This is a genomic window from Amycolatopsis sp. cmx-4-83 (genome assembly GCF_046548815.1).
Classification (GTDB): domain Bacteria; phylum Actinomycetota; class Actinomycetes; order Mycobacteriales; family Pseudonocardiaceae; genus Amycolatopsis; species Amycolatopsis pretoriensis_A.
The window spans coordinates 171,766-192,692 of record NZ_JAEBEF010000016.1 but is presented as its reverse complement, the minus strand read 5'-3'; the positions used below and the strand labels follow the sequence as shown (position 1 = coordinate 192,692).

General features: G+C 71.3%; 14 protein-coding genes and 1 riboswitch. Of the genes, 5 read left to right on the top strand and 9 right to left on the bottom strand.

Going from position 1 to position 20,927, the window contains the following annotated elements:
- The first annotated feature begins 45 nt into the window (after positions 1-45).
- Positions 46-1,197 (top strand): FAD-dependent monooxygenase, encoded by a 1,152-nt coding sequence (locus tag ACLJQM_RS40590; protein WP_410635650.1) that lies wholly within the window; start codon positions 46-48, stop codon positions 1,195-1,197.
- Here the strand turns inward: ACLJQM_RS40590 and metH are convergent.
- Positions 1,179-4,808 (bottom strand): methionine synthase, encoded by a 3,630-nt coding sequence (gene metH, locus ACLJQM_RS40585; RefSeq protein WP_360770619.1) that lies wholly within the window; start codon positions 4,806-4,808, stop codon positions 1,179-1,181. The two genes, ACLJQM_RS40590 and metH, sit on opposite strands and share 19 nt — an antisense overlap.
- A 14-nt stretch (positions 4,809-4,822) precedes the next feature.
- Positions 4,823-4,901, bottom strand: a riboswitch (S-adenosyl-L-homocysteine riboswitch).
- A gap of 295 nt (positions 4,902-5,196) precedes the next feature.
- On the opposite strand from metH, the gene ACLJQM_RS40580 reads away from it, so the two are divergent.
- Positions 5,197-6,054 carry a TIGR03619 family F420-dependent LLM class oxidoreductase gene (locus ACLJQM_RS40580; RefSeq protein ID WP_360770617.1) on the top strand — a complete coding sequence of 286 codons (858 nt, stop codon included), beginning with the start codon at positions 5,197-5,199 and terminating at the stop codon, positions 6,052-6,054.
- An 81-nt stretch (positions 6,055-6,135) separates the two neighbouring features.
- On the opposite strand, the gene ACLJQM_RS40575 is transcribed toward ACLJQM_RS40580, so the two are convergent.
- On the bottom strand, positions 6,136-7,521 hold the full coding sequence (locus tag ACLJQM_RS40575) for a sugar porter family MFS transporter (protein ID WP_410635649.1): 1,386 nt from the start codon (positions 7,519-7,521) through the stop codon (positions 6,136-6,138).
- Positions 7,522-7,773: 252 nt separating this feature from the next.
- On the opposite strand from ACLJQM_RS40575, the gene ACLJQM_RS40570 reads away from it, so the two are divergent.
- Positions 7,774-10,500 (top strand): cellulose binding domain-containing protein, encoded by a 2,727-nt coding sequence (locus ACLJQM_RS40570; protein ID WP_410635648.1) that lies wholly within the window; start codon positions 7,774-7,776, stop codon positions 10,498-10,500.
- Between the two features lie 282 nt (positions 10,501-10,782).
- On the opposite strand, the gene ACLJQM_RS40565 is transcribed toward ACLJQM_RS40570, so the two are convergent.
- Genes ACLJQM_RS40565 through ACLJQM_RS40545 form a run of 5 tightly spaced genes read right to left on the bottom strand, consistent with a single transcriptional unit; the run spans position 10,783 to position 15,629 of the window.
- On the bottom strand, positions 10,783-11,784 hold the full coding sequence (locus tag ACLJQM_RS40565) for a zinc-dependent alcohol dehydrogenase family protein (protein ID WP_360770608.1): 1,002 nt from the start codon (positions 11,782-11,784) through the stop codon (positions 10,783-10,785).
- 26 nt (positions 11,785-11,810) lie between these two features.
- Positions 11,811-12,512, bottom strand: a complete 702-nt coding sequence (locus tag ACLJQM_RS40560) for an HAD family hydrolase (RefSeq protein ID WP_410635647.1) — start codon at positions 12,510-12,512, stop codon at positions 11,811-11,813.
- Positions 12,509-13,312 carry a carboxymuconolactone decarboxylase family protein gene (locus ACLJQM_RS40555; RefSeq protein ID WP_410635646.1) on the bottom strand — a complete coding sequence of 268 codons (804 nt, stop codon included), beginning with the start codon at positions 13,310-13,312 and terminating at the stop codon, positions 12,509-12,511. Before ACLJQM_RS40555 ends, ACLJQM_RS40560 begins: the two co-directional genes overlap by 4 nt.
- A gap of 35 nt (positions 13,313-13,347) precedes the next feature.
- The gene (locus ACLJQM_RS40550) at positions 13,348-14,184 is read right to left on the bottom strand and encodes an AfsA-related hotdog domain-containing protein (protein WP_410635644.1); all 837 of its coding nucleotides are present in this window, start codon (positions 14,182-14,184) and stop codon (positions 13,348-13,350) included.
- Positions 14,181-15,629: a hypothetical protein gene (locus ACLJQM_RS40545; RefSeq protein WP_247022989.1), complete on the bottom strand. Its 1,449-nt coding sequence runs from the start codon at positions 15,627-15,629 to the stop codon at positions 14,181-14,183. The genes ACLJQM_RS40550 and ACLJQM_RS40545 overlap by 4 nt, the downstream gene beginning before the upstream one ends.
- A gap of 662 nt (positions 15,630-16,291) precedes the next feature.
- On the opposite strand from ACLJQM_RS40545, the gene ACLJQM_RS40540 reads away from it, so the two are divergent.
- Complete coding sequence (locus ACLJQM_RS40540) at positions 16,292-17,440, top strand: cellulose binding domain-containing protein (RefSeq protein ID WP_410635642.1); 1,149 nt, start codon at positions 16,292-16,294, stop codon at positions 17,438-17,440.
- A 1-nt stretch (position 17,441) separates the two neighbouring features.
- Here the strand turns inward: ACLJQM_RS40540 and mgrA are convergent, their stop codons facing one another.
- On the bottom strand, positions 17,442-18,437 hold the full coding sequence (gene mgrA / locus ACLJQM_RS40535) for an L-glyceraldehyde 3-phosphate reductase (protein ID WP_247022987.1): 996 nt from the start codon (positions 18,435-18,437) through the stop codon (positions 17,442-17,444).
- Between the two features lie 31 nt (positions 18,438-18,468).
- Positions 18,469-19,662 carry an AGE family epimerase/isomerase gene (locus tag ACLJQM_RS40530; RefSeq protein ID WP_410635640.1) on the bottom strand — a complete coding sequence of 398 codons (1,194 nt, stop codon included), beginning with the start codon at positions 19,660-19,662 and terminating at the stop codon, positions 18,469-18,471.
- Between the two features lie 156 nt (positions 19,663-19,818).
- On the opposite strand from ACLJQM_RS40530, the gene ACLJQM_RS40525 reads away from it, so the two are divergent.
- Positions 19,819-20,910, top strand: coding sequence for a lytic polysaccharide monooxygenase (locus ACLJQM_RS40525; protein WP_410635639.1), 1,092 nt, complete (start codon positions 19,819-19,821; stop codon positions 20,908-20,910).
- The last annotated feature ends 17 nt before the right edge of the window (positions 20,911-20,927 follow it).

Below are 20,927 nucleotides of genomic sequence, written 5' to 3'. Positions count from 1 at the left end.
CGCTTCGTCAGGGACCGGTAAGCGTCCCTGGCGAAGCTCGGCGGCATGAAGAACCTCACCGTCCTGATCTCCGGCGCCAGCATCGCCGGGCCCGCGCTCGCCCACTGGCTGACCCGCTACGGCTGCACCGTCACCGTCGTCGAACGCGCTCCGGCGGTGCGGCCCGGCGGGCAGGCGGTCGACTTCAAGGGCGCCACCCACCGGAGCGTGCTCGACCGGATGGGCATCCTCGACGACGTCCTCGCGCGCCAGACCGGCGGGCAGGACCAGACGATCATCGACGCCGCCGGCAAGCCGCGGGCGGTCATCCCCGGCGAGTTCACCGGCGGCGACATCGAGATCCGCCGCGGCGACCTGGCCGAAATCCTCTACGCGCACAGCGACTGCGAATACCTCTTCGGGGACACCATCACGGCGCTGACCGAGACCGCGGACGGCGTCGACGTCACCTTCGCCACCGCCGAGCCGCGCCGGTTCGACCTGGTCGTCGGCGCCGACGGCATCCACTCGAACGTCCGGCGGCTGGCGTTCGGCCCGGAACGCGACTACGTCGAGTACCTCGGGTACCACTACGCGCTGGCCGAGCTGGGCGAGGACGTCGCCGACGGCGACGCGGTGATGTACAACGAGCCGGGCCGGATGACCGCCGTCGGCGGCCCGAAGGCGTCGGCGTTCTTCGTCTTCGCCTCGCCGGAGCCGGCCTACGACCGCACGGACACCGCGCGGCAGCGGAAACTGCTGGCCGACGCCTACCGGGGAGCCGGCTGGCGGGTGCCCGAACTGATCGCCAAGGTCCCCGAAGCCCGCGAGTTCTACCTGGATTCGCTCAGCCGCGTCACGATCGACCGCTACTCCCGCGGCCGCGTCGTGCTGCTGGGCGACGCGGCCTACGGCAACACCCTCGGCGGGTTCGGGACCGGGCTGGCGCTGGTCGGCGCGTACGTCCTCGCCGGGGAGCTCCTCGCCGCCGGCGGCGACCACCGCGTGGCCTTCGCGCGCTACGAAGAACAGTTCCGCGGCTACGCCAAGATCTCGCAACGCGGCAGCGCGGGCCCGTTCCTCGCGCCGCCGTCACCGCTGCGGATCAAGCTGCGGGACTGGACGTTCAAGTCCCGCTTCCTGCTCGGCCTGATGCTCAAGGCGACCGACAGGTTCGCCACCGACATCGAGCTGAAGGACTACGCCCCGGGCTCGTAGGCCAGGTTGGGGCGCAGCCATTGCTCGACCTCGGCGACCTCGACGCCCTTGCGGCGCGCGTAGTCCTCGATCTGGTCGCGGCCGAGCCGCCCGACGGTGAAGTACTTCGAGTCCGGGTGCGCGAAGATCAGCCCGGACACGCTGGCCGCCGGCGTCATCGCGAACGACTCCGTCAGCGCCATGCCCAGCTCGTCCGACTCCAGCAGCTCGAACAGCTCCCGCTTCTGGCTGTGGTCGGGGCTGGCCGGGTAGCCGAGCGCCGGGCGGATGCCGCGGAACCGCTCCGCGTGCAGGTCCGCCAGCAACGGCTCGGCGTCCGGCTCGAACCAGTCGCGGCGCGCCCGCAGGTGGATGTGCTCGGCGAAGGCCTCGGCGAGCCGGTCCGCCAGCGCCTTGACCATGATCGCCTTGTAGTCGTCCTGCTCGGCTTCGTACTTCGCGGCGAGCTCGTCGGCGCCGTGGATGGTGACCGCGAAGCCGCCGAGGTGATCGCCCGCCGGGGCGATGTAGTCGGCGAGGCAGCGGTTCGCGCGGTCCAGCGGCTTCGACGTCTGCTGCCGCAGCATCGGGAAGCCGACGTGCGCGTAGTCGCCGTCGAGCCGGATGTCGTCGCCTTCGCGGTGCGCCGGCCAGAACGCGTACGCGCCCTTCGCGCGGAAGCTGCCGTTCGCGATGATCTCGTCGAGCAGCGTGTTCGCGTCGTCGAACAGCTCACGGGCGACCGGCTGCTCCAGGATGGCCGGGTACTTGCCCTTGAGCTCCCAGGCGAGGAACAGGAACTGCCAGTCGACCATCTCGCGCAGCTCGGCGATGCTCGGCTCGACGACGCGGCGGCCGGTGAACGCCGGGGTCGGCAGGCCGTCGAACGACACCTTCTCCGGGTTCGCGCGGGCCTGCTCCAGCGTGAGCATCGGGCGGCGTTGCTTGTTCGCGTGCTGCTCGCGCAGCACCTCCTGGTCGGCCCGGTTCTTCTCGGCCAGCACGATGGACCGGTCCGCGTCGAGCAGGTCCGACACCACGCCGACCACGCGGGAGGCGTCCAGCACGTGCACGGTCACGTTGTCGTAGACCGGGGCGATCTTGACCGCGGTGTGCTGGCGCGACGTCGTGGCGCCGCCGATCAGCAGCGGCAGCTTCAGCCCGCGCCGCTGCATCTCGGTGGCGACGGCGACCATCTCGTCGAGCGACGGCGTGATCAGGCCGGACAACCCGACGGCGTCGGCACCTTCGGTGACCGCGGTGTCGAGGATCTTGCCGGCGGGCACCATCACGCCGAGGTCGATCACCTCGTAGTTGTTGCAGCCCAGTACGACCCCGACGATGTTCTTGCCGATGTCGTGGACGTCGCCCTTCACCGTGGCGAGCACGATCTTGCCCTGGCCGCCGGTCGAGGCGAGCCGGCCCTCCTGGCGCGCCTTCTCCTTCTCCGCCTCCATGAACGGCTCGAGGTAGGCGACGGACCGCTTCATCACGCGTGCGCTCTTGACCACCTGCGGCAGGAACATCTTGCCGGAGCCGAACAGGTCGCCGACGATCTTCATGCCGTCCATCAGCGGGCCCTCGATGACGTCGAGGGGGCGGGCCAGCTGCTGCCGCGCCTCTTCGGTGTCGTCCTCGATGAAGTCGACGATGCCGTGGACCAGTGCGTGGGACAGCCGCTCCCCGACCGTACCTTCGCGCCAGGTGAGGTCGACGACGCGCTTGGTGCCGCTGCCCTTGACGTTCTCGGCGAAGGCCACCAGCCGGTCTGTCGCGTCTTCGCGGCGGTCGAAGAGCACGTCCTCGACCAGTTCGAGGAGGTCCTTCGGGATGTCCTGGTAGACCGCGAGCTGGCCGGCGTTGACGATGCCCATGTCCAGGCCGACCTGCACGGCGTGGAACAGGAACGCCGAGTGCATCGCCTCGCGGACGACGTCGTTGCCGCGGAAGGAGAACGACAGGTTCGAGATGCCGCCGGAGATGTGGACGCCCGGGCAGCGTTCCTTGATCCGGGGCAGGGCGTCGATGAACGCCTTCGCGTAGCCGTTGTGCTCGGCGATGCCGGTCGCGACGGCCAGGACGTTCGGGTCGAAGATGATGTCCTCGCCCGCGAAGCCGGCCTTCTGCGTGAGGATGTCGTACGCGCGGCCGCAGATCTCGACCTTGCGGTCAGCGGTGTCGGCCTGGCCCTGCTCGTCGAAGGCCATCACGACGACGCCGGCGCCGTAGTTGCGGATGGTGCGGGCCTGGGCCAGGAAGGGCTCCTCGCCCTCCTTGAGGCTGATCGAGTTGACCACGCCCTTGCCCTGCAGGCAGCGCAGCCCGGCTTCGAGCACGGTCCACTTGGAGCTGTCGACCATCACCGGGATCCGGGCCACCTCGGGCTCGGTGGCGATCAGGTTGAGGAACGTGGTCATCGCCTGCTCGGAGTCGAGCAGGTCGGCGTCCATGTTGACGTCGAGCAGGTTGGCCCCGCCGCGGACCTGCTCCAGCGCGACGTCCACGGCGGCCTGGTGGTCGTCGGACTCGATGAGCCGGCGGAACCGCTTGGAGCCGGTGACGTTGGTGCGCTCGCCGATCATCACGAACCCGGTGTCCGGGCCGATGCCGAACGGCTCGAGCCCGCTGAACCGGGTGTGCGTGCGCGGCGCGGGGACCTCGCGCGGGCCGATCCCCTTCGCGGCCGCCGCGATCTTCTCGATGTGCGCCGGCGTCGTGCCGCAACAGCCGCCGACCAGGTTGACCAGGCCGTCGCGGGCGAACCCGCCGATCAGCCCGGCGGTCTCCTCGGGCGTCTGGTCGTACCCGCCGAAGGCGTTGGGCAGCCCGGCGTTGGGGTGGCAGGCGACGTAGGCGTCGGCGATCCGGGCGAGCTCCTCGACGTGCGGGCGCATCTCCTCGGCACCCAGCGAGCAGTTCACGCCCACGACCAGCGGTTTCGCGTGCTCGATCGAGCTCCAGAACGCCTCGACGGTCTGGCCCGAGAGCGTCCGGCCGCTCAGGTCGACGATGGTCACCGAGATCCACAGCGGCAGGTCCGGCGCCACCTCGCGGGCGGCGGCGATCGCGGCCTTGCAGTTCAGGGTGTCGAAGATCGTCTCGACGAGCAGCAGGTCGACGCCGCCCTCGGCGAGGCCGGCGATCTGCTCCGCGTACGCGGCCTTGACCTGCTCGAACGTGACCGCGCGGTACGCCGGGTCGTCGACCTTCGGCGACAGGCTGAGCGTGACGTTGAGCGGACCGATCGAGCCGGCGACGAACTTGCCGCCCGCTTCGTCGGCGGCCTGGCGGGCGAGCTGCGCGCCGCGGACGTTCATCTCGTGGACGTGGTCCTGCAGCCCGTAGTCGGCCTGGCCGATGCTGGTGGCGGTGAAGGTGTTCGTCGTGGTGATGTCCGCGCCCGCGGCCAGGTACTGGCGGTGGACGTCGAGGATGACGTCCGGGCGGGTGAGGTTGAGGAGGTCGGGGTCGCCGGTGACGTCGTGGGTGTGCTCGCCGAAGCGGTCGCCGCGGTAGTCGGCGGGGGTCAGCCCGGCACCTTGCAACATGGTGCCCCAGGCGCCGTCCAGCACCGCCACCCGCTGGTCGAACAGCTCGCGCAGGCGCGCCTCGGACTCTCGCGGGGTACTCACCGGCAGCCTCCCTTTGTCGGGAGGCGCCCTTGGTTGGTCAATCCCGGCCGAGCGTGGCGGACCCGGTGGTCCGTTGCAGCGCCTCTCGGCCTGTGGTCCACGGTATCGGATCCCGGGCCGCGCACGCCATCCCGCCCCGCCCGGGCGTCCACTGGCTGGGACACTCTCCGTCCACAAAGGATTGACACGTCGCCTCCCCGTTCGGTCGCGGACCCACCCACCGTGCCCGTGACGCCCTCCGTCGCACTGCTCCCCGCCTGCGCACCCGCCGCGCGTCCAGAGCCGCTCGACCGGTCGTGGACCCGGTCACCAACCGTACTCGACCGGCGACCCCCCGCGAGCGAGCGGCAACCTTGAAAACTGAAACACGTTCTAATACGCTCGCTCCGTGGACTACGGAATCGTGCTGTTCACCAGCGACCGGGGCATCACCCCGGCGGCCGCCGCGCGTGTCGCGGAAGCCGCCGGGTTCGCCACCTTCTACGTACCCGAGCACACGCACATCCCGGTCAAGCGGGAGTCACCGCACCCGCGCACCGGCGACGCGTCCCTGCCCGACGACCGCTACAGCCGCACCCTCGACCCGTGGGTCGCACTGGCGACGGCCGCGGCGGTGACGTCGCGGATCAGGCTGTCCACGGCGGTCGCCCTGCCGGTGGAGAGCGACCCGATCACCCTGGCCAAGACGATCGCGAGCCTCGACCACCTCTCCGGCGGCCGCGTCACGCTCGGCACGGGCTTCGGCTGGAACGTCGACGAGCTGAACGACCACGGCGTCCCCGGCAACCGCCGCCGCACGGCATTGCGCGAGTACCTCGAGGCGATGCGTGCACTGTGGACGGAGGAGGAAGCCGCCTACGCCGGGGAGTTCGTGTCGTTCGGCCCGAGCTGGGCGTGGCCCAAGCCGATCCAGGCGCACGTCCCGGTGCTGCTCGGGGCGGGCCCGACGGAGAAGACGTTCCGCTGGATCGCCCGCCACGCGGACGGCTGGATCACGACCCCGGCGGACACCGATCTGGACGGGCACGTGGCGCTGCTGAACGAGATCTGGGCCGCGGAGGGACGCACGGGAGCGCCGCGGATCTGCGCGCTGGGCGAGCGCCCGGACCCTTCGCGGCTGGCGCACCTGGACGCGCTCGGGGTGACGGAGACGATCTTCGGGCTGCCGGACCGGGCGCCGGAGGAAGTGGAAGCGTGGGTCGGCCGCCTCGCCGGCAAGCTGGGCTTGGCCGCACCCGTGGGCTGAAGCCGGTTCACGGAGGTCGCGAATGACTCATCCGGGACGTCAGAGGTCCCGGATGAGTCATTCGCGGCACCGCCGGGCGGGTCAGCTCTCGGCCGCCACCCCTTGCCGCGCCCGCAGGTCCAGCTCGATCTGCTCCAGCGAGCGGCCCTTCGTCTCCGGGACCAGCCACTTCGTGAGCCCGAACAGCACCACGTTGATGCCCGCGAACAGGAACATCGAGCCGCCGATGCCGAGGGACTTCGGGTCGGAGATGATCGGGAACACCGCGCTCACGATGCCCGTCGCGGCCCAGAGGACCACGCTGCTCACGCCCATGCCCGCCGCGCGGACCTTGAGCGGGAAGACCTCGGACATCATCACCCAGACGACCGCGCCCCAGCCGAGTTCGTAGCCGACCAGGTAGAGCACCATCATCACCAGCATCAGGATGCCGCGCAGAGACGTGTCGTGGACGTTGAGCACGACCAGGCCCGCCGCGGTGAGGGTCAGCACCATGATCACGTTGCCGATGAGCAGCAGCGGTTTGCGGCCCCAGCGGTCGACCACGAACACGACCCACGCGGTGAACAGGAACTTCGTCACGCCCAGCAGCACGCCGGACAGCAGCGCCGCCTGCGTGGCGAAGCCGAGGCCGATGAGCATCGTCGGGAAGTAGGCGTTGATCGCGTTGACGCCGCTGAACTGCTGGCCGACCGCGAGCAGCACCGCGACGAACAGCATCGGGCGCACCCAGCCGGCGAACAGGTCGCGGAAGCGCGGCTTCTCCTCGGTGTCCATCCGGATGACGTCGCGGATGGTCGTGATCTCCTCGTCGAGGTTCACGGAGTTGCCGTGGGCGCTGGCCAGCACGCGCCGGGCCTCCTCCTCACGGCCGTTCTTGACCAGCCAGCGCGGTGTCTCGGGCAGGAACGCCAGCCCGACGAGCAGGATCGCCGCGGGGACGGTCGCGCCGGCGAACATCCAGCGCCACGCCGAAATCGGCCCGAGCCAGTAGCTGACCAGGAACGCGATCAGGATGCCGGTGACGATGAAGATCTGGTTCAGCGCGCCCATCGCGCCGCGCAGCCGCGCCGGCGCCAGTTCGGACAAGTACGTCGGGACCGTCGACGACGAAAGCCCGATGCCGAGGCCGATGATCAAGCGGGAAAGCACCAGCAGCGTGAACGTGGGCGAGAACGTCGCCGCCAGCGTGCCCACGATGACGATCGCCGCGGCGACCATGATCGTGCGGCGGCGGCCGAGCGCTTCGTTGGTGCGGCTGGAGAACAGCGCACCGACGATGGCACCGACCGACAGGCTGGCGGTGATCACGCCCTTGTCCCAGCTGGTCAGCGCCCACAGTTTCCCGATGAACGGGAGCACCCCGGAGATGACGCCGAGGTCGTAACCGAAGAGGATGCCGCCGAGCGCGCCGAAGAAGTACAAAGTGGTCCGGCTGATGTGCCGCGCCGGGGCTGTCTGCGTCATTGCCGGGTCGCCTCTTTCGTAGGTCCAGTCCAGCCAGCGGGCACCACACTCACACGCCGGAAAAAGCCCGACAAGGCCGTGCGCGATAACAATTCAGTCACCTGATCGTCGTTCACATACGTGACACACTCTCAAGCGCCTTCGAATCCACTGTGGACAGTTTCGGACGACGAAATCGTCGAACGCTTTACAACGTTCCGAACGCTGGTTTACCGTCCCTCTGGAAGCGCTCCCAGAGCCGTGGAGGCCGACGTGAGACGACTGCTTTCCCCCAGCGCACCCAGGGCTCGCCGGCTCCTCGCGGCCGCGCTCGCCCTCCTCCTGCCGGCCGCCGTCGCGATCACCGCCGGCGCGCCGGAAGCCCCCGCCGCCGCGGCGGCCTACACGTGGCGCAACGCCGAAATCGGCGGCGGCGGGTTCGTCCCCGGCATCGTCTTCAACCAGACCGAACCCGGACTGGTCTACGCGCGCACCGACATCGGCGGCGCCTACCGCTGGAACCCCTCGACCGGGCGCTGGCTCCCGCTGCTGGACTCCGTCGGCTGGACCGACTGGGGCCACAACGGCGTCGTCAGCCTCGCCACCGACCCCGTCGACCCGGACCGGGTCTACGTCGCCGCCGGGATGTACACCAACAGCTGGGACCCGAACAACGGCGCGATCCTCCGTTCGGCCGACCGCGGCGCCACCTGGCAGGCCGCGGCGCTGCCCTTCAAGCTCGGCGGCAACATGCCCGGCCGCGGCATGGGCGAGCGCCTCGCGATCGACCCGAACCGCGACAGCGTTCTCTACCTCGGCGCCCCGAGCGGCAACGGGCTCTGGCGCAGCACCGACTCCGGCGTCACCTGGGCGAAGGTGACGGCCTTCCCGAACCCCGGCAACTACGCGCCCGACCCGAGCGACCCGTCGGGCTACTCCAGCGACAACGAAGGCGTCACCTGGGTGACGTTCGACCCGTCGACCGGCACCCGCGGCAGCACCACGCAGACCATCTACGCCGGCGTCGCGGACAAGCAGAACACCGTCTACCGCAGCACCGACGGCGGCACGACCTGGGCGCGGCTGGCCGGCCAGCCCACCGGGTACCTGGCGCACAAGGGCGTCCTCGACCCGGTCGGCGGCTACCTCTACCTCGCGACCAGCGACACCGGCGGCCCCTACGACGGCGCCAAGGGCGACGTCTGGAAGTACGCCACGAAGACCGGTACCTGGACGCGGATCAGCCCGATCCCGTCCGACAGCACCGACGACTACTTCGGCTACAGCGGACTGACGATCGACCGCCAGCACCCGAACACGCTCATGGTCGCCACGCAGGTGTCGTGGTGGCCGGACGTGATCTTCTTCCGCAGCACCGACGGCGGCGCCACCTGGACGCGGATCTGGGACTTCACGAGCTACCCCGACCGGTCGCAGCGGTTCACCCAGGACATCTCTTCGGTGCCGTGGCTGACCTTCGGCGTCCAGGCCGCTCCCCCGGTGCCGTCGCCGAAGCTCGGCTGGATGACCGAATCCGCGGAGATCGACCCCTTCGACTCGAACCACTTCCTCTACGGCACCGGCGCGACGATCTACGGGACGACCGACCTCACGAAGTGGGACAGCGGCGGGAAGTTCACGCTCAAACCGGTCGTCGGCGGCCTCGAGGAGACCGCGGTGCTCGACCTGATCAGCCCGCCGTCGGGCGCTCCCCTGCTCTCCGGGCTCGGCGACATCGGCGGGTTCCGGCACGACAGCCTCGACGCCGTCCCGGCCACCATGTACACCCAGCCGGTCTTCACCACGACCACGAGCCTCGACTACGCGGAGCTGACCCCGGCGACGATCGTCCGCGCCGGCACGCTCGACCGCGGCGCGCGGCCGAACGACAACCGGATCGCCTTCTCCACCGACGGCGGCAAGAACTGGTTCCAGGGCGCGGAGCCGTCCGGTGGCGCGAGCGGCGGCACGGTCGCCGCGGCCGCCGACGGCAGCCGGTTCGTGTGGAGCCCGGACGGCACCCCGGTGAACTACTCGGTCGGCTTCGGTTCGTCGTGGACGGCGTCCGCGGGCATCCCGGCCGGCGCGGTCGTCGAGGCCGACCGCGTCGACCCGAAGCGGTTCTACGGGTTCGCCGCCGGGAAGTTCTACGTCAGCACCGACGGCGGCGCGACCTTCACCGCGACCGCGGCCACCGGCCTGCCCACCGGCTCCGCGCACTTCAAGGCGATGCCCGGGGTGACCGGCGACGTCTGGCTCGCCGGCGGCTCCGGCACGGCGTACGGCCTCTGGCACTCGACCGACTCCGGAGCGTCCTTCACGAAGCTGAGCGGGGTCACCGAGGCCGACAACATCGGGTTCGGCAAGGCCGCCACCGGCCGGACGTATGCGACGTTATACACGATCGCGAAGATCGGGGGCGTGCGCGGGATCTTCCGGTCGGACGACGCGGGCGGCTCGTGGACGCGGATCAACGACGACCGGCACCAGTACGGCAACATCGGCGCGGCGCTGAGCGGCGACCCGCGGGTGTACGGCCGGGTCTACGTCGGCACGAACGGGCGCGGCGTGATCGTGGGCGACTCCGGGGGCACCGAGCCACCGCCGACGACCACCACCACGCCCACCACTACGACGCCGACCACACCGCCCACGACGACGACCACCCCGGTGCCGTCGGGTTCGTGCACGGCGGCCTACACGGTCACGAACCAGTGGCAGGGCGGGTTCCAGGCCTCGGTCAAGGTGGGCAACACCGGCACGGCCGCGGTGACCGGCTGGACGGTGGCGTGGACGTTCGCGGACGGCCAGCGCGTGACGCAGGCGTGGAACGCGCAGGTCACCCAGACCGGCACGGCGGTGTCGGCGGTGGACGCGGGCTGGAACAAGACGATCCCGGCGGGCGGCAGCGCGGAGTTCGGGTTCACCGGCACGTCCGGCGCGGCCAACACCAGGCCCACGGCGATCTCGATCAACGGCCGGGCCTGCACCACGTCCTGAGCCCGCCGGGGGCACGGGCGGGAAGGGGGTTTCAACCCACCCCCAGGCGGTTGAAACCCCCTCCCCGCGCCCCCAGTCCCGGACGTTCCGCCTGAGCAGCCGCAGCCTGCTCGGGCGATGTCCTGGTGAACACCACTCTCCCCGGTGCCGCCGACAGCCGCCATTCCTGCCGAAACCCGACTTTTTCGCCCGGGCACACCCCCGCTGACCTGCTAAAAGAACGATCCGGGGTACACAAATACCCAGCCGGGACGGCAAAAGTTACCCGGGGCCCGCGGCCGCTCAGGCGCTTTCGAGCACGACCTTCCCGACGTGGCTGCCGGACTCGAGGTGCTTGAGGGCTTCTTCGACCTCGTCGAAGGCGAACCGGCGGTCGATCACCGGCCGGAGCCCGGTGTGCTCGATCGCCCGGTTCATCGCCTGGAACGTCTCGCGGGAGGCGTTGGTCAGACCGCGCAGGGTCAGCTGCTTGACCAGCACGAGGATCGGGTCGGCGCCGCCTTCGTGGGTCAGCACGCCGGCGACACTGACGTGCCCGCCGTAGCGCGCGGCGAGCATCGACTGCCCGATCGTGCCGCCGCCGCCCACGTCGACGACGTGGTCGACGCCGCCGCCGGTCAGCTCGGCCACCGCGGCACCCCACTCCGGCGTCGTCGCGTGGTTGAGCGTCTCGGCGGCGCCCAGCTCGCGGAGCCGCTCGAGCTTCTCGTCAGAGCCGGACGTCGACACGACGTGCGCGCCCCCGAGCGCGGCGAACTGGAGCGCGAAGGTGGACAGGCCGCCGCTGCCCAGGGTGAGCACGGTCTGGCCCGGTACGAGCCCGCCTTCCTCGACGACCGCGCGCCACGCCGTGACGCCCGCGCTGGGCAGTGTCGCGGCTTCGGCGTAGTCGAGGTGCGCCGGGACGCCGACGAGCGCGTCCTCGGCGAAGACGGCGTACTCGGCGAGGACGCCGTCGAGGGTGCCGGCCAGGTCGTCGGCCGTCTTCTCCGGCGTGCCGGGCCCGGACAGCCAGTCCGGGAAGTAGGTCGCGGCCACCCGGTCGCCGGTGGCCCAGGCACGCACCCCCTCGCCGACCGCGACGACTTCACCCGCGCCGTCGGACAGCGGCACGACGTCCGGTTTCACCGGCTTCGGGTAGAAACCCTTGACGATCATCAGGTCGCGGGCGTTGACCGCCCACCCGCGCAGCCGGACCAGGACCTGCCCGGGACCGGGTTCGGGAACGTCGCGCTCGCCCGAGACGAGCCCGGCGCCGGGACGGGGCAGCGAAAAGTACTTCACGGCGGCTCCAAGGGTGCGGGGAATCCTCAACGAAGCCAGTGTGTCGAAGTCGCGAGCTCCGCGTCGACGATCTCCAGGAGTTCCGGGGTCAATTCGGCGAGCGACGCCGCGAAGTGGCGGACGCCGTGGCCGGCCATGAAGTCCCGCTGCCGCGCGTGGGCGGGGCTCGACGGGAACCCGATGAACCCGGCGCCGTGCGCGCGGGCGTCCTCGGCCACCCGGCTGACGTCGTCGACGAACACGATCTCGTCGAAGCCGGCGCCGAGCACGGTCCGGGTGATGTGCTCGACGCCGGGGCGGTGCTCGTTGATGCTCACGTACGGCACCGCCGGGTCAAACAGGTCCACGAACTCGCCGAGGTACCGGTCGAAGGTGTGCTCGCGGGTCCGGCCGCCGTAGCAGACCAGCCGCACGGGCAGTTTCGAGAGCGCTTCCAGGCAGTCCCGCGCCCCTTCGGCGACGCGGATCGGGTGCTCGGCGAGGTACTCCTGCCGCGCGGCCCACAGCTGCTTGAGCGTCTCTTCGGCCGGCTGGTCGAGGCCGCAGAGCGCGGTGATCTTCTCGGCGACGACGATGTCGCGCAGACCGATCACGTCCCGCTCGGCCGCGGCGTCGTAGACCCCGCCGTGCGCGGTGACGAACCGGGCGATCATGGCCAGGTAGGTGTCGTCGATGAGCACGCCGTCGCAGTCGAGCGCGACGGCGCGCAGCTTCCCGAACCCGCTCATCGCTGCGCGAACACTTCCCGCACCGCGCCGATCGCGTTGAGCGCGGCCGGGAACCCGCAGTAGAACGCCAGGTGCAGGACGGTCTCGACGACCTCCTTCTCGGTGCCGCCGACGTTGAGCAGCCCGTGGATGTGCACCTTCAGCTGCGGCAGCGCCGTGCCGAGCGCGACGCACGCGGCGATCGTGACGATCTCGCGGTGGCGCAGGCTCAGCCCCGGCCGGGTGTAGAGCTCGCCGAAGGTGAACTCGATGATGTAGGTGGCCAGGTCGGGCGCGATGTCGGCCAGTGCGACGGCGACCTTCTCCCCCGCCTCGCCGTCGACCGCCTTCATCGCGGCCAGCCCGCGCTCGTAGCGGTCTTCGATGCCCGCCCACGGCACTTCGGCGGGCTCGGCCGCCGGCTCGTCCTCGGGCAGGCCCTCGAACGCCGCCTTGAGCGCCGTGAGCGCGTTGAGCGTGGCGGGGAACCCGGCGAACGAGCTGACGTGGATGACCGCCTCGACCAGCTGGCGGCGGGTGCAGCCGACGTTGAGCGCGGCCTTGGCGTGGAACTGCAGCTGCGAGCCCGCGTAGCCGAGCGCGGTGAGCGCGGCGACGGTCGTCAGCTGCCGCTCCGGGAGCTCGAGCCCGGGCCGGTGGTAGACGTCGCCGTAGATGAACCCGACGCACTGCTCGCCGAACTCGGCCTCGCCGATGCTCTCGAACAGGTCCAGCACGGCCGGGCGGTCGACCCCGCCGAGCTGCTGGATGAGTTTGAGTCCCTGCGCGAAGGACGCCGAACGGTCCGGCTCTTCGGACATCGTGGTGTGGTTTCCCTTCCGGAGTGGGTTTCGGCTCAGCCGAGGTAGGCGCGGGTCGCCTGGTCGGCCTTGCGGCGTTCCAGTGCGTCGATGCGCCCCTGCGCGATCATCGAGTACTCGATGTTCGCGGTGGCCACCGTGCGCCCCTGCTGGCGCACCGCCGTGGTGGCGCGGAACTTCAGGTTGCTCTCCCGGCCGAGGTCGGACTCCTCGATGAGCGACTCGACCGTGGCCGGCAGCGGGAACAGGAAGTCCTGGAACGACAGGTCGATCCGCTTCCAGACCCCCGCATACGCGGGCGTGGCCAGGCCGGGCCGGATCGCGGTCTCGAACTGGGCGATGCAGATCTGCCGCATCGCCTCGACGATCACGATGCCCTGCACGTGCTCGCCGGTGTGGTGGTCGAGGATCAGCTCGTTGTCCCGGTGGATCCGCAGCTCGGCCTGGCAGTGCCCGGCCGACGGGCTGTGCACGCCCGCCAGCAGGACGTTCTCGGAGCGGTCCTTGTGCACGAGGACCGAGCGTTCCGGGACGCGCCGGAAGGCCGGCGGGTCCGCAAAGGTCACGGTGACCCCGCTCTTCTCGCGGGCCGCTTCGAGCAGGTCGTGGTCGGTGGCGTCGATGCCCTGGCCGAGGTGGACGACCCAGTGGCAGGAGGCGGGTTCGGGGTCGGTGTCGTCGGCGGCGAGCAGGGCCAGCAGGCCGGACACGGTGAGGACCCGCTCCCCGCGGGCGAACCGCGCGAAGCGATCGGCGACGACGACCACGTCCCGGCGGGTGCGGCCTTCGAGCGCCCAGTCGTCCTCGTGCCCGGTCCCAGGGCGCGCGGGAGCGTCCGGCGCCACCTCCGCCCGGGTGGGGTCGCCGGTCACGGCCGCGCCGAAGCGTGGGCGTCCAGGACCGCCTCGGCCAGGTTCCGCGCCGTCACCGCCGCGCGCCAGCGCGGCTCGGTCAGCTCGGTGGCGAGCACCTTCAGCATCGAGTGCACCATGTCCGGCTGGCTGCCGACGTCCGCGGCCAGCACCTGCTCCACCTGCGCGGCGGCGCCGTCGAGGTCGCCGAGCCTCAGGTGCGCGCGGCCCGTGTCGATCCGGATCATCGGGTCCATGGCCTCCCAGCGGTGTTCCAAGGACAGTTTCTCGTAGGCCTCGCGGGCGGTCGTGAACTCGCGCAGCGCGGCCGACGCCTGGCCGACCGAAAGCAGCGAGGTCCCGGCCATGTAGTGGCGCCGGTCCTTGGTGATGTTGAAGAACCGGTCTTCGCCGCCGGCACCGAGGTCCGGGTCTTCGATGCTGGTCCAGCGCGCGATCGCGTCCAGCACCTGTGGCTCGGCCTGCACCGACGACCAGCCGCGCGCCTCGGCGAGGATCAGCGGCGCGTCCGTGAGGCGCGGGCCGACGTGGTAGCTGAGCCCGTCGGCGGCCAGCCGCGCGGACTCGATGCCGTTGCCGGACCAGAACGCCACCCGCGCCTGCGAAGTGCGCACCCAGCGGCGGGCCAGGAAGTCGTCGGCGTACTGCGTGTAGAGCCAAGCGGCGGAGTTCAGCTGGCGCGAAAGCCGGTACCGGCCGAGGTCGCCCGCGATCCACGCCATCATCGCCGAGCACTTCGCCCCGACGAGCAACAGGTCCTGCGTCTGCTTCGGCCGCTGCCTGCCCTTCAGCAGCGCCGACGTCCGTTCGTCGATGACGGCGAGCTGGCCGAGGACCGCGTCGGGCGCGGTGCGGGTGTAGGCGCCGCCCAGGAAGTCCAGGTCGGACCACAGGTCGTCGAGCTGGACGTCGTCGACGTTGGTCTGGGTCAGCAGAATCGCGTCATCGAGTGCGCTTGCCCCGATTTCCTCGTCCGGCCGGGCTTCGCCGCGCACCTCCGCGCGAGCGGGCGGCGCGGAGACGGGCACGACCGCCACCGGTTCTTCTTCCGCGTGGTACTCGGCGAGGTCCTTGGCCGGTAGCTGCTCGAGATCACGCAGGCCCAGCAGGGATTTCCAGCTGGTGCCGTAGACGCCGGCCAGCACCCGCAGTGCCGCGATCGTCGGCCGGACACCGCGTTCGGGCCACTGCTCGTACTCCCAGATCCGCGTCCCGCGCATCCCCGCGCGGGGATCGCCGGTCGCGGCGTTGTAGCGGTGCGCCGCCACGTCGAGCGAAAGCTCGGACGCCAGCCGCCACGCGGTGCGCGGCGGGATCCCGCATTCCACCACCAGGTTCTCCGCCACCCGGGCCGGGATCGCCGTTTCGGGGAAGCCCAGAGCGGCCAGCCGGTCGCGCAGTTGTGCACGGTACGGCTTACTCCCTGGCTTGACCTGTCGGCTCATCGTTCACCCAGTGCGGTTCGGAGTACTGGTGCACACGGATGACAGTACCCCAGCGTGACAGCGGGGGCCCAGGGCGTCACCGCTGCCGGGACCGTGTGATTTTCGAGATGTTGAGCCCGCAACAAGGATTTCCGCGCCGGGCGGACCGGGCGGGCCCGGCGGGGAAAAGGTGCGGCCGGACGTCGGTCTGCGGTTTCGGGCACGGCGCTTCGACGCCCGCGCGGGCCGATCCGTTCCACAGAGGACTCGACCGTCCATCCCGGAGGAAATGAGAGCGCTCCCACCCAAGCGGGACACCGAGTCCGTTCCGGCTCCGGCGAGGACCCGTCGTGATCTTGAACCGGATTGCCGGATTCCACCCCAACGGCGGCATCCCGGGGCGCGGGGCGGTAGCGCAGCGCGATCAGCACACCCGTTGCCCGCCAACGGGTTCGGCCGTTCAGTACCGTTCAGTGGCCGAGCACGGGCCCGGCGGCGCCGGAAAACCGACCACCGGATCGCGGCGCGTCCGGGTCCCGCTTTACAAGAGCGACATCCGGGGGTTACTTTTTCGGCGGCTGGAAGCGCTCCCATGCCAGGTCGCCTCGCCAGAACGCGGCCACCACCCAGGGGCGTCGTGGTGCAGGCCACGGCGCCCCTGTCCGCGTCCCGGGAGGATCCCGATGCCCAGCAGGTTCGCCGGTGCCCTCGCCGCCCTCTGCCTCGCCGCGGCGGGCACCACCGCGGTCCTCGCCGCCGGCCCGGCCGCCGCCGCGCCCGCCTGCTCGGTCGCGTACCGGGTGAACCAGTGGCAGACCGGCTACACCGCCGACCTCACCGTGACCAACGGCGCGACCGCGCTCTCCTCGTGGGCCCTCACGTGGCACTACCCCGGTGGCCAGACCGTCACCTCGGCGTGGAACGCGACCGTCCGCCAGTCCGGGACCGCCGTCACCGCGGAAAGCATGCCCTACAACGCCGCCCTGCCCGCCGGCGGTGCGGTGTCGTTCGGCCTGCAGGGCACCGGGAGCGGCGCGGATCCCACGGACTTCGCCCTCAACGGCGTCGCGTGCGGCGACCCCGCTCCCCCGGTCACGACGACCGCCACGACGCCCATCACCTTGCCCACGACGACGACGTCGGCGCCCCCGCCCGCGGGCTGCGCGGACGCCGCGCTCTGCGACGACTTCGAGCAGCAGACCGGCGGCACCCCGGGCGGCCGCTGGACCGTCGGCGCGGCGAACTGCCAGGGCACCGGCACGGTGACCGTCGACGCCTCGGTGGCGCACTCGGGCAGCCGCTCGGTGAAGGTCACCGGCCAGGGCGGCTACTGCAACCACGCGTTCCTCGGCACCAGCGTGAGCGGCACCGGCGTGCTCTACGGGCGGTTCTGGGTCCGGCACACGACGGCGCTGCCCGCCGGGCACGTCACCTTCCTCGCGATGCGCGACAGCACCGACGGCAAGGACCTGCGAGCGGGCGGGCAGAACCGCGCGCTGCAGTGGAACCGCGAGTCCGACGACGCCACCCTGCCCGCGCAGAGCCCGGCCGGGGTCGCCCAGAGCGTCCCGCTGCCCACCGGCGCCTGGTCCTGCTTCGAGTTCCGGCTCGACGGCGCGGGCGGGCAGCTGCGGACGTGGCTGGGTTCGGCCGAAGTGCCCGGGCTCGTCGTCGACGGCGTCCCGACCGCCGACGTCGACCAGCAGTGGCTCGCGCGATCCTGGCACCCGGCCGTGACCGACCTGCGGCTCGGCTGGGAGAGCTACGCCGGCGACGCCGACACGCTGTGGTTCGACGACGTCGCCGTGGGCGCCTCGCGGATCGGCTGCTGAGCTACCGGGCGGCGATCCGGTCGATCTCGGCCAGCTCGTCGTCGGTGAACTCGAGGTTCGCGGTGGCCGCGACGGTGTTCTCCAGCTGCGCGACGCTGCTGGCGCCGATCAGCGCCGACGTCACGCGCCCGCGGCGCAACACCCAGGCGATGGCGAGCTGGGCCAGTGTCTGCCCGCGCCGCTTCGCGACGTCGTTCAGCGCGCGGATCTTGTCCAGCGTCTCCTCGGTGAGGCGGTCGCGGGTGAGGAACGGGCTCGCGCCGGCCGCCCGCGAGTCGGCCGGGACGCCGTCGAGGTAGCGGTCGGTCAGCAGGCCCTGGCTCAGCGGCGAGTACGCGATCGAGCCGGTGCCGTGCTCGTCGAGGGTGTCGAGGAGACCGTCCTCGACCCACCGGTTGAGGATCGAGTACGACGGCTGGTGGATGAGCAGCGGCGTGCCGAGGTCGCGAAGCGCGGCCAGCGCGGCCTCGGTCTGCTCGGGCGAGTAGTTCGAGATGCCCGCGTACAGCGCCTTGCCCGACCGGACGGCGGTGTCGAGGGCACCCATGGTCTCCTCGATCGGCGTCTCCGGGTCCGGGCGGTGGGAGTAGAAGACGTCGAAGTGGTCCAGTCCGGTGCGGGCGAGGCTCTGGTCCAGGCTCGCGAGGAGGTTCTTGCGCGAGCCCCATTCGCCGTACGGGCCGTCCCACATCAGGTAGCCCGCCTTGGACGACACCAGGATCTCGTCGCGGTACGGGCGGAAGTCGGCGGCGTAGTGCCGCCCGAAGTTCGCCTCGGCCGCGCCGGGCGGCGGCCCGTAGTTGTTGGCCAGGTCGAAGTGCGTCACGCCGAGGTCGAACGCCCGGCGCAGCACCGCGCGCTGGACGTCGAGGGGCTTGTCGTCCCCGAAGTTGTGCCAGAGGCCGAGCGACACGGCGGGCAGCTTCAGCCCGCTGCGTCCGGCCCGCCGGTACGGCATGTCCGCGTACCGGTTCCCGGCGGCGGCGAAAGGCGACATGGTTCTCCTCGGTCGGCGGGTCGTGGGGAGTCTAGCGACGCGCGGTGAGCCCGCCGGCGAACGACGCGGCGGGCGGGAGCGCGGGCAGCAGCGTCGCCTGGTAGGCGTGGTAGACGTCCGGCTTGCCCGCCCAGACCGTCGCGGCCGGGCGGTTCTCCGGGTCGAGTTCGTGGTGCCACGACCCGCGTTCCCGGTCGGCGAAGCAGGCCTCGGCGTGCGCGCACCACTCCTCGAACCGCTGGAGGTAGACCGGCTCGCCGGTTTCCTGGTGCAGCGTCCACGCGGCGGCGATCGCCTCCGCCACGACCCAGTGCAGCCGGGTGCGCACGACCGGCGTGCCGTCGAAGTCCGTGGTGTAGACGAAGCCGGGGTGCCCGTCGACGGCCCAGCCGGTCCGGGTCGCCGTCTCGAACAGCGCCGCCGCGTCCGGGACCAGCCAGTCCGGGGCGTCGCCGCCGAGCGCGCGCTTGAGGTGCACGGCCAGGCGCGCCCACTCGAAGAGGTGCCCGATCGTCGCGCCGAACGGGCGGAACGGGTGCGCGGGCTCGTCCCGGTTGAACTCGAGGCGCACCCGCCAGGCCGGGTCGTAGTGCTCCGGCAGCAGCCAGCCGTGCGCGCGGGCTTCGCCGTGCACCAGGTGGTCCACAATGGACAGCGCGCGAGTGGCCCAGACCCGGTCGCCGGTGACGTCGGCGGCGGCCAGGAACGCCTCGACGGTGTGCATGTTCGCGTTGGCGCCGCGGTAGTCCTCCAGGCGCGTCCAGCCGCGGTCCCAGACGTCGGCGACGAGCCCTGGCCCGGGTTCCCAGAACCGGCGTTCGACGACGTCCAGCGCCTCGGCCAGCAGTTCTTCCGCGCCCGCCGCCCCGGCGGCCGTCGCGCTCGACGCGGCCAGGACCACGAAGGCGTGCTCGTAGGCGCGCTTCTCTGACAACGTTGTCGTCGCGTACCAGCCACCGTGGTGCGGATCACGGAGGAGGCCGGTCAGCGCCTCGACACCGTGGGCGACCTGGGCCCCGGTCGCGGCGCCCTGCAGCTGCGCCAGCGCGAAGACGTGCGTCATCCGGCAGGTGATCCAGGTTTCGACGGGCCGGTCGAGCACCGGCCGCCCGGTGTCGTCGAGCCAGGCGAACCCGCCATCGGGGTGGGCCGCGTGCGCGGCGAACCCGAGCAGCCGGAGGGGTTCGGCCCGCACCCAGGCGGGGACCGGAGACGGACTTTCCACGCTGTGCCTTTCTCGGTGATCGACGACCTCCGTCAACGTAGGCCAAGGGGGCCGCCCCGGTCACCGCGGGCTGTTCCGGAAGTGACCGCCACCGCGTATCCTGACCTTGAGAGCGCTCCCAGTCTTCGACGCACGCTACCCGACGAAGGGACAGACGTGACCAGGAGACGAAGTACGATCCTCGCCGCCGTCACCGTGTTGCTGGCGAGCCTGACCGCCATCCTGCTGAACACCGGCACGGCCGAGGCGCACGGCGCGATGATGAAACCGGGCAGCCGGACGTTCCTGTGCTGGCAGGACGGGCTCAGTTCGACCGGCCAGATCATCCCGCAGAACCCGGCCTGCTCGGCCGCGGTGAACACCAGCGGCGCCAACTCGCTGTACAACTGGTTCGCGGTGCTGCGCTCCGACGGCGCCGGGCGCACACGCGGCTTCATCCCGGACGGGAAGCTCTGCTCCGGCGGCAACCCGGGCTACGCCGGCTTCGACCAGGTCGGCGACTGGCCACTGACCCACCTGACGTCCGGGGCGACGTTCGACTTCTCCTACAACGCGTGGGCGGCGCACCCGGGCTGGTTCTACACCTACGTCACGAAGGACGGCTGGAACCCGAACCAGCCGCTGACCTGGGACTCGCTGGAGGACCAGCCGTTCCTGACGATCGACCACCCGCCGGTCACCGGCCAGGTCGGCACGGTCGAGGGCCAGTACAAGTGGAGCGGCGCGCTGCCGTCGAACAAGACCGGTAGGCACATCATCTATTCGGTGTGGAAGCGCTCCGACAGCGCGGAGACGTTCTACGGCTGCTCGGACGTGACGTTCGACGGCGGGCACGGGGAAGTCACCGGCGTGAAGGACCCTGGTACGCCGACGACGACGCCGACCACCCCGACGACGCCGACGACGCCGACCACCCCGACCACCACCCCGACCACGCCGGTCGGCTCGTGCATGGCGATGTACGAGATCACCAACGCGTGGAGCGGCGGCTACCAGGCCACGGTGACGGTGATGAACCACGGCACGTCCGCGTACAACGGCTGGCAGGCGGGCTGGACCCTGCCCGCCGGCCAGACGGTCGGCAGCGTCTGGAACGGCACCCTGAGCCAGTCCGGTTCGGTGGTGACAGTCCGCAACGCCGATTGGAACGGCCGCATCGCCCCGGACGGGCAAACGACGTTCGGCCTGGTGGTCAACGCGACGGGCACCAACCCGGCGCAACCTTCGCTGTCCTGCCAGGGCACCTGACCATCCGCAGTGGACAG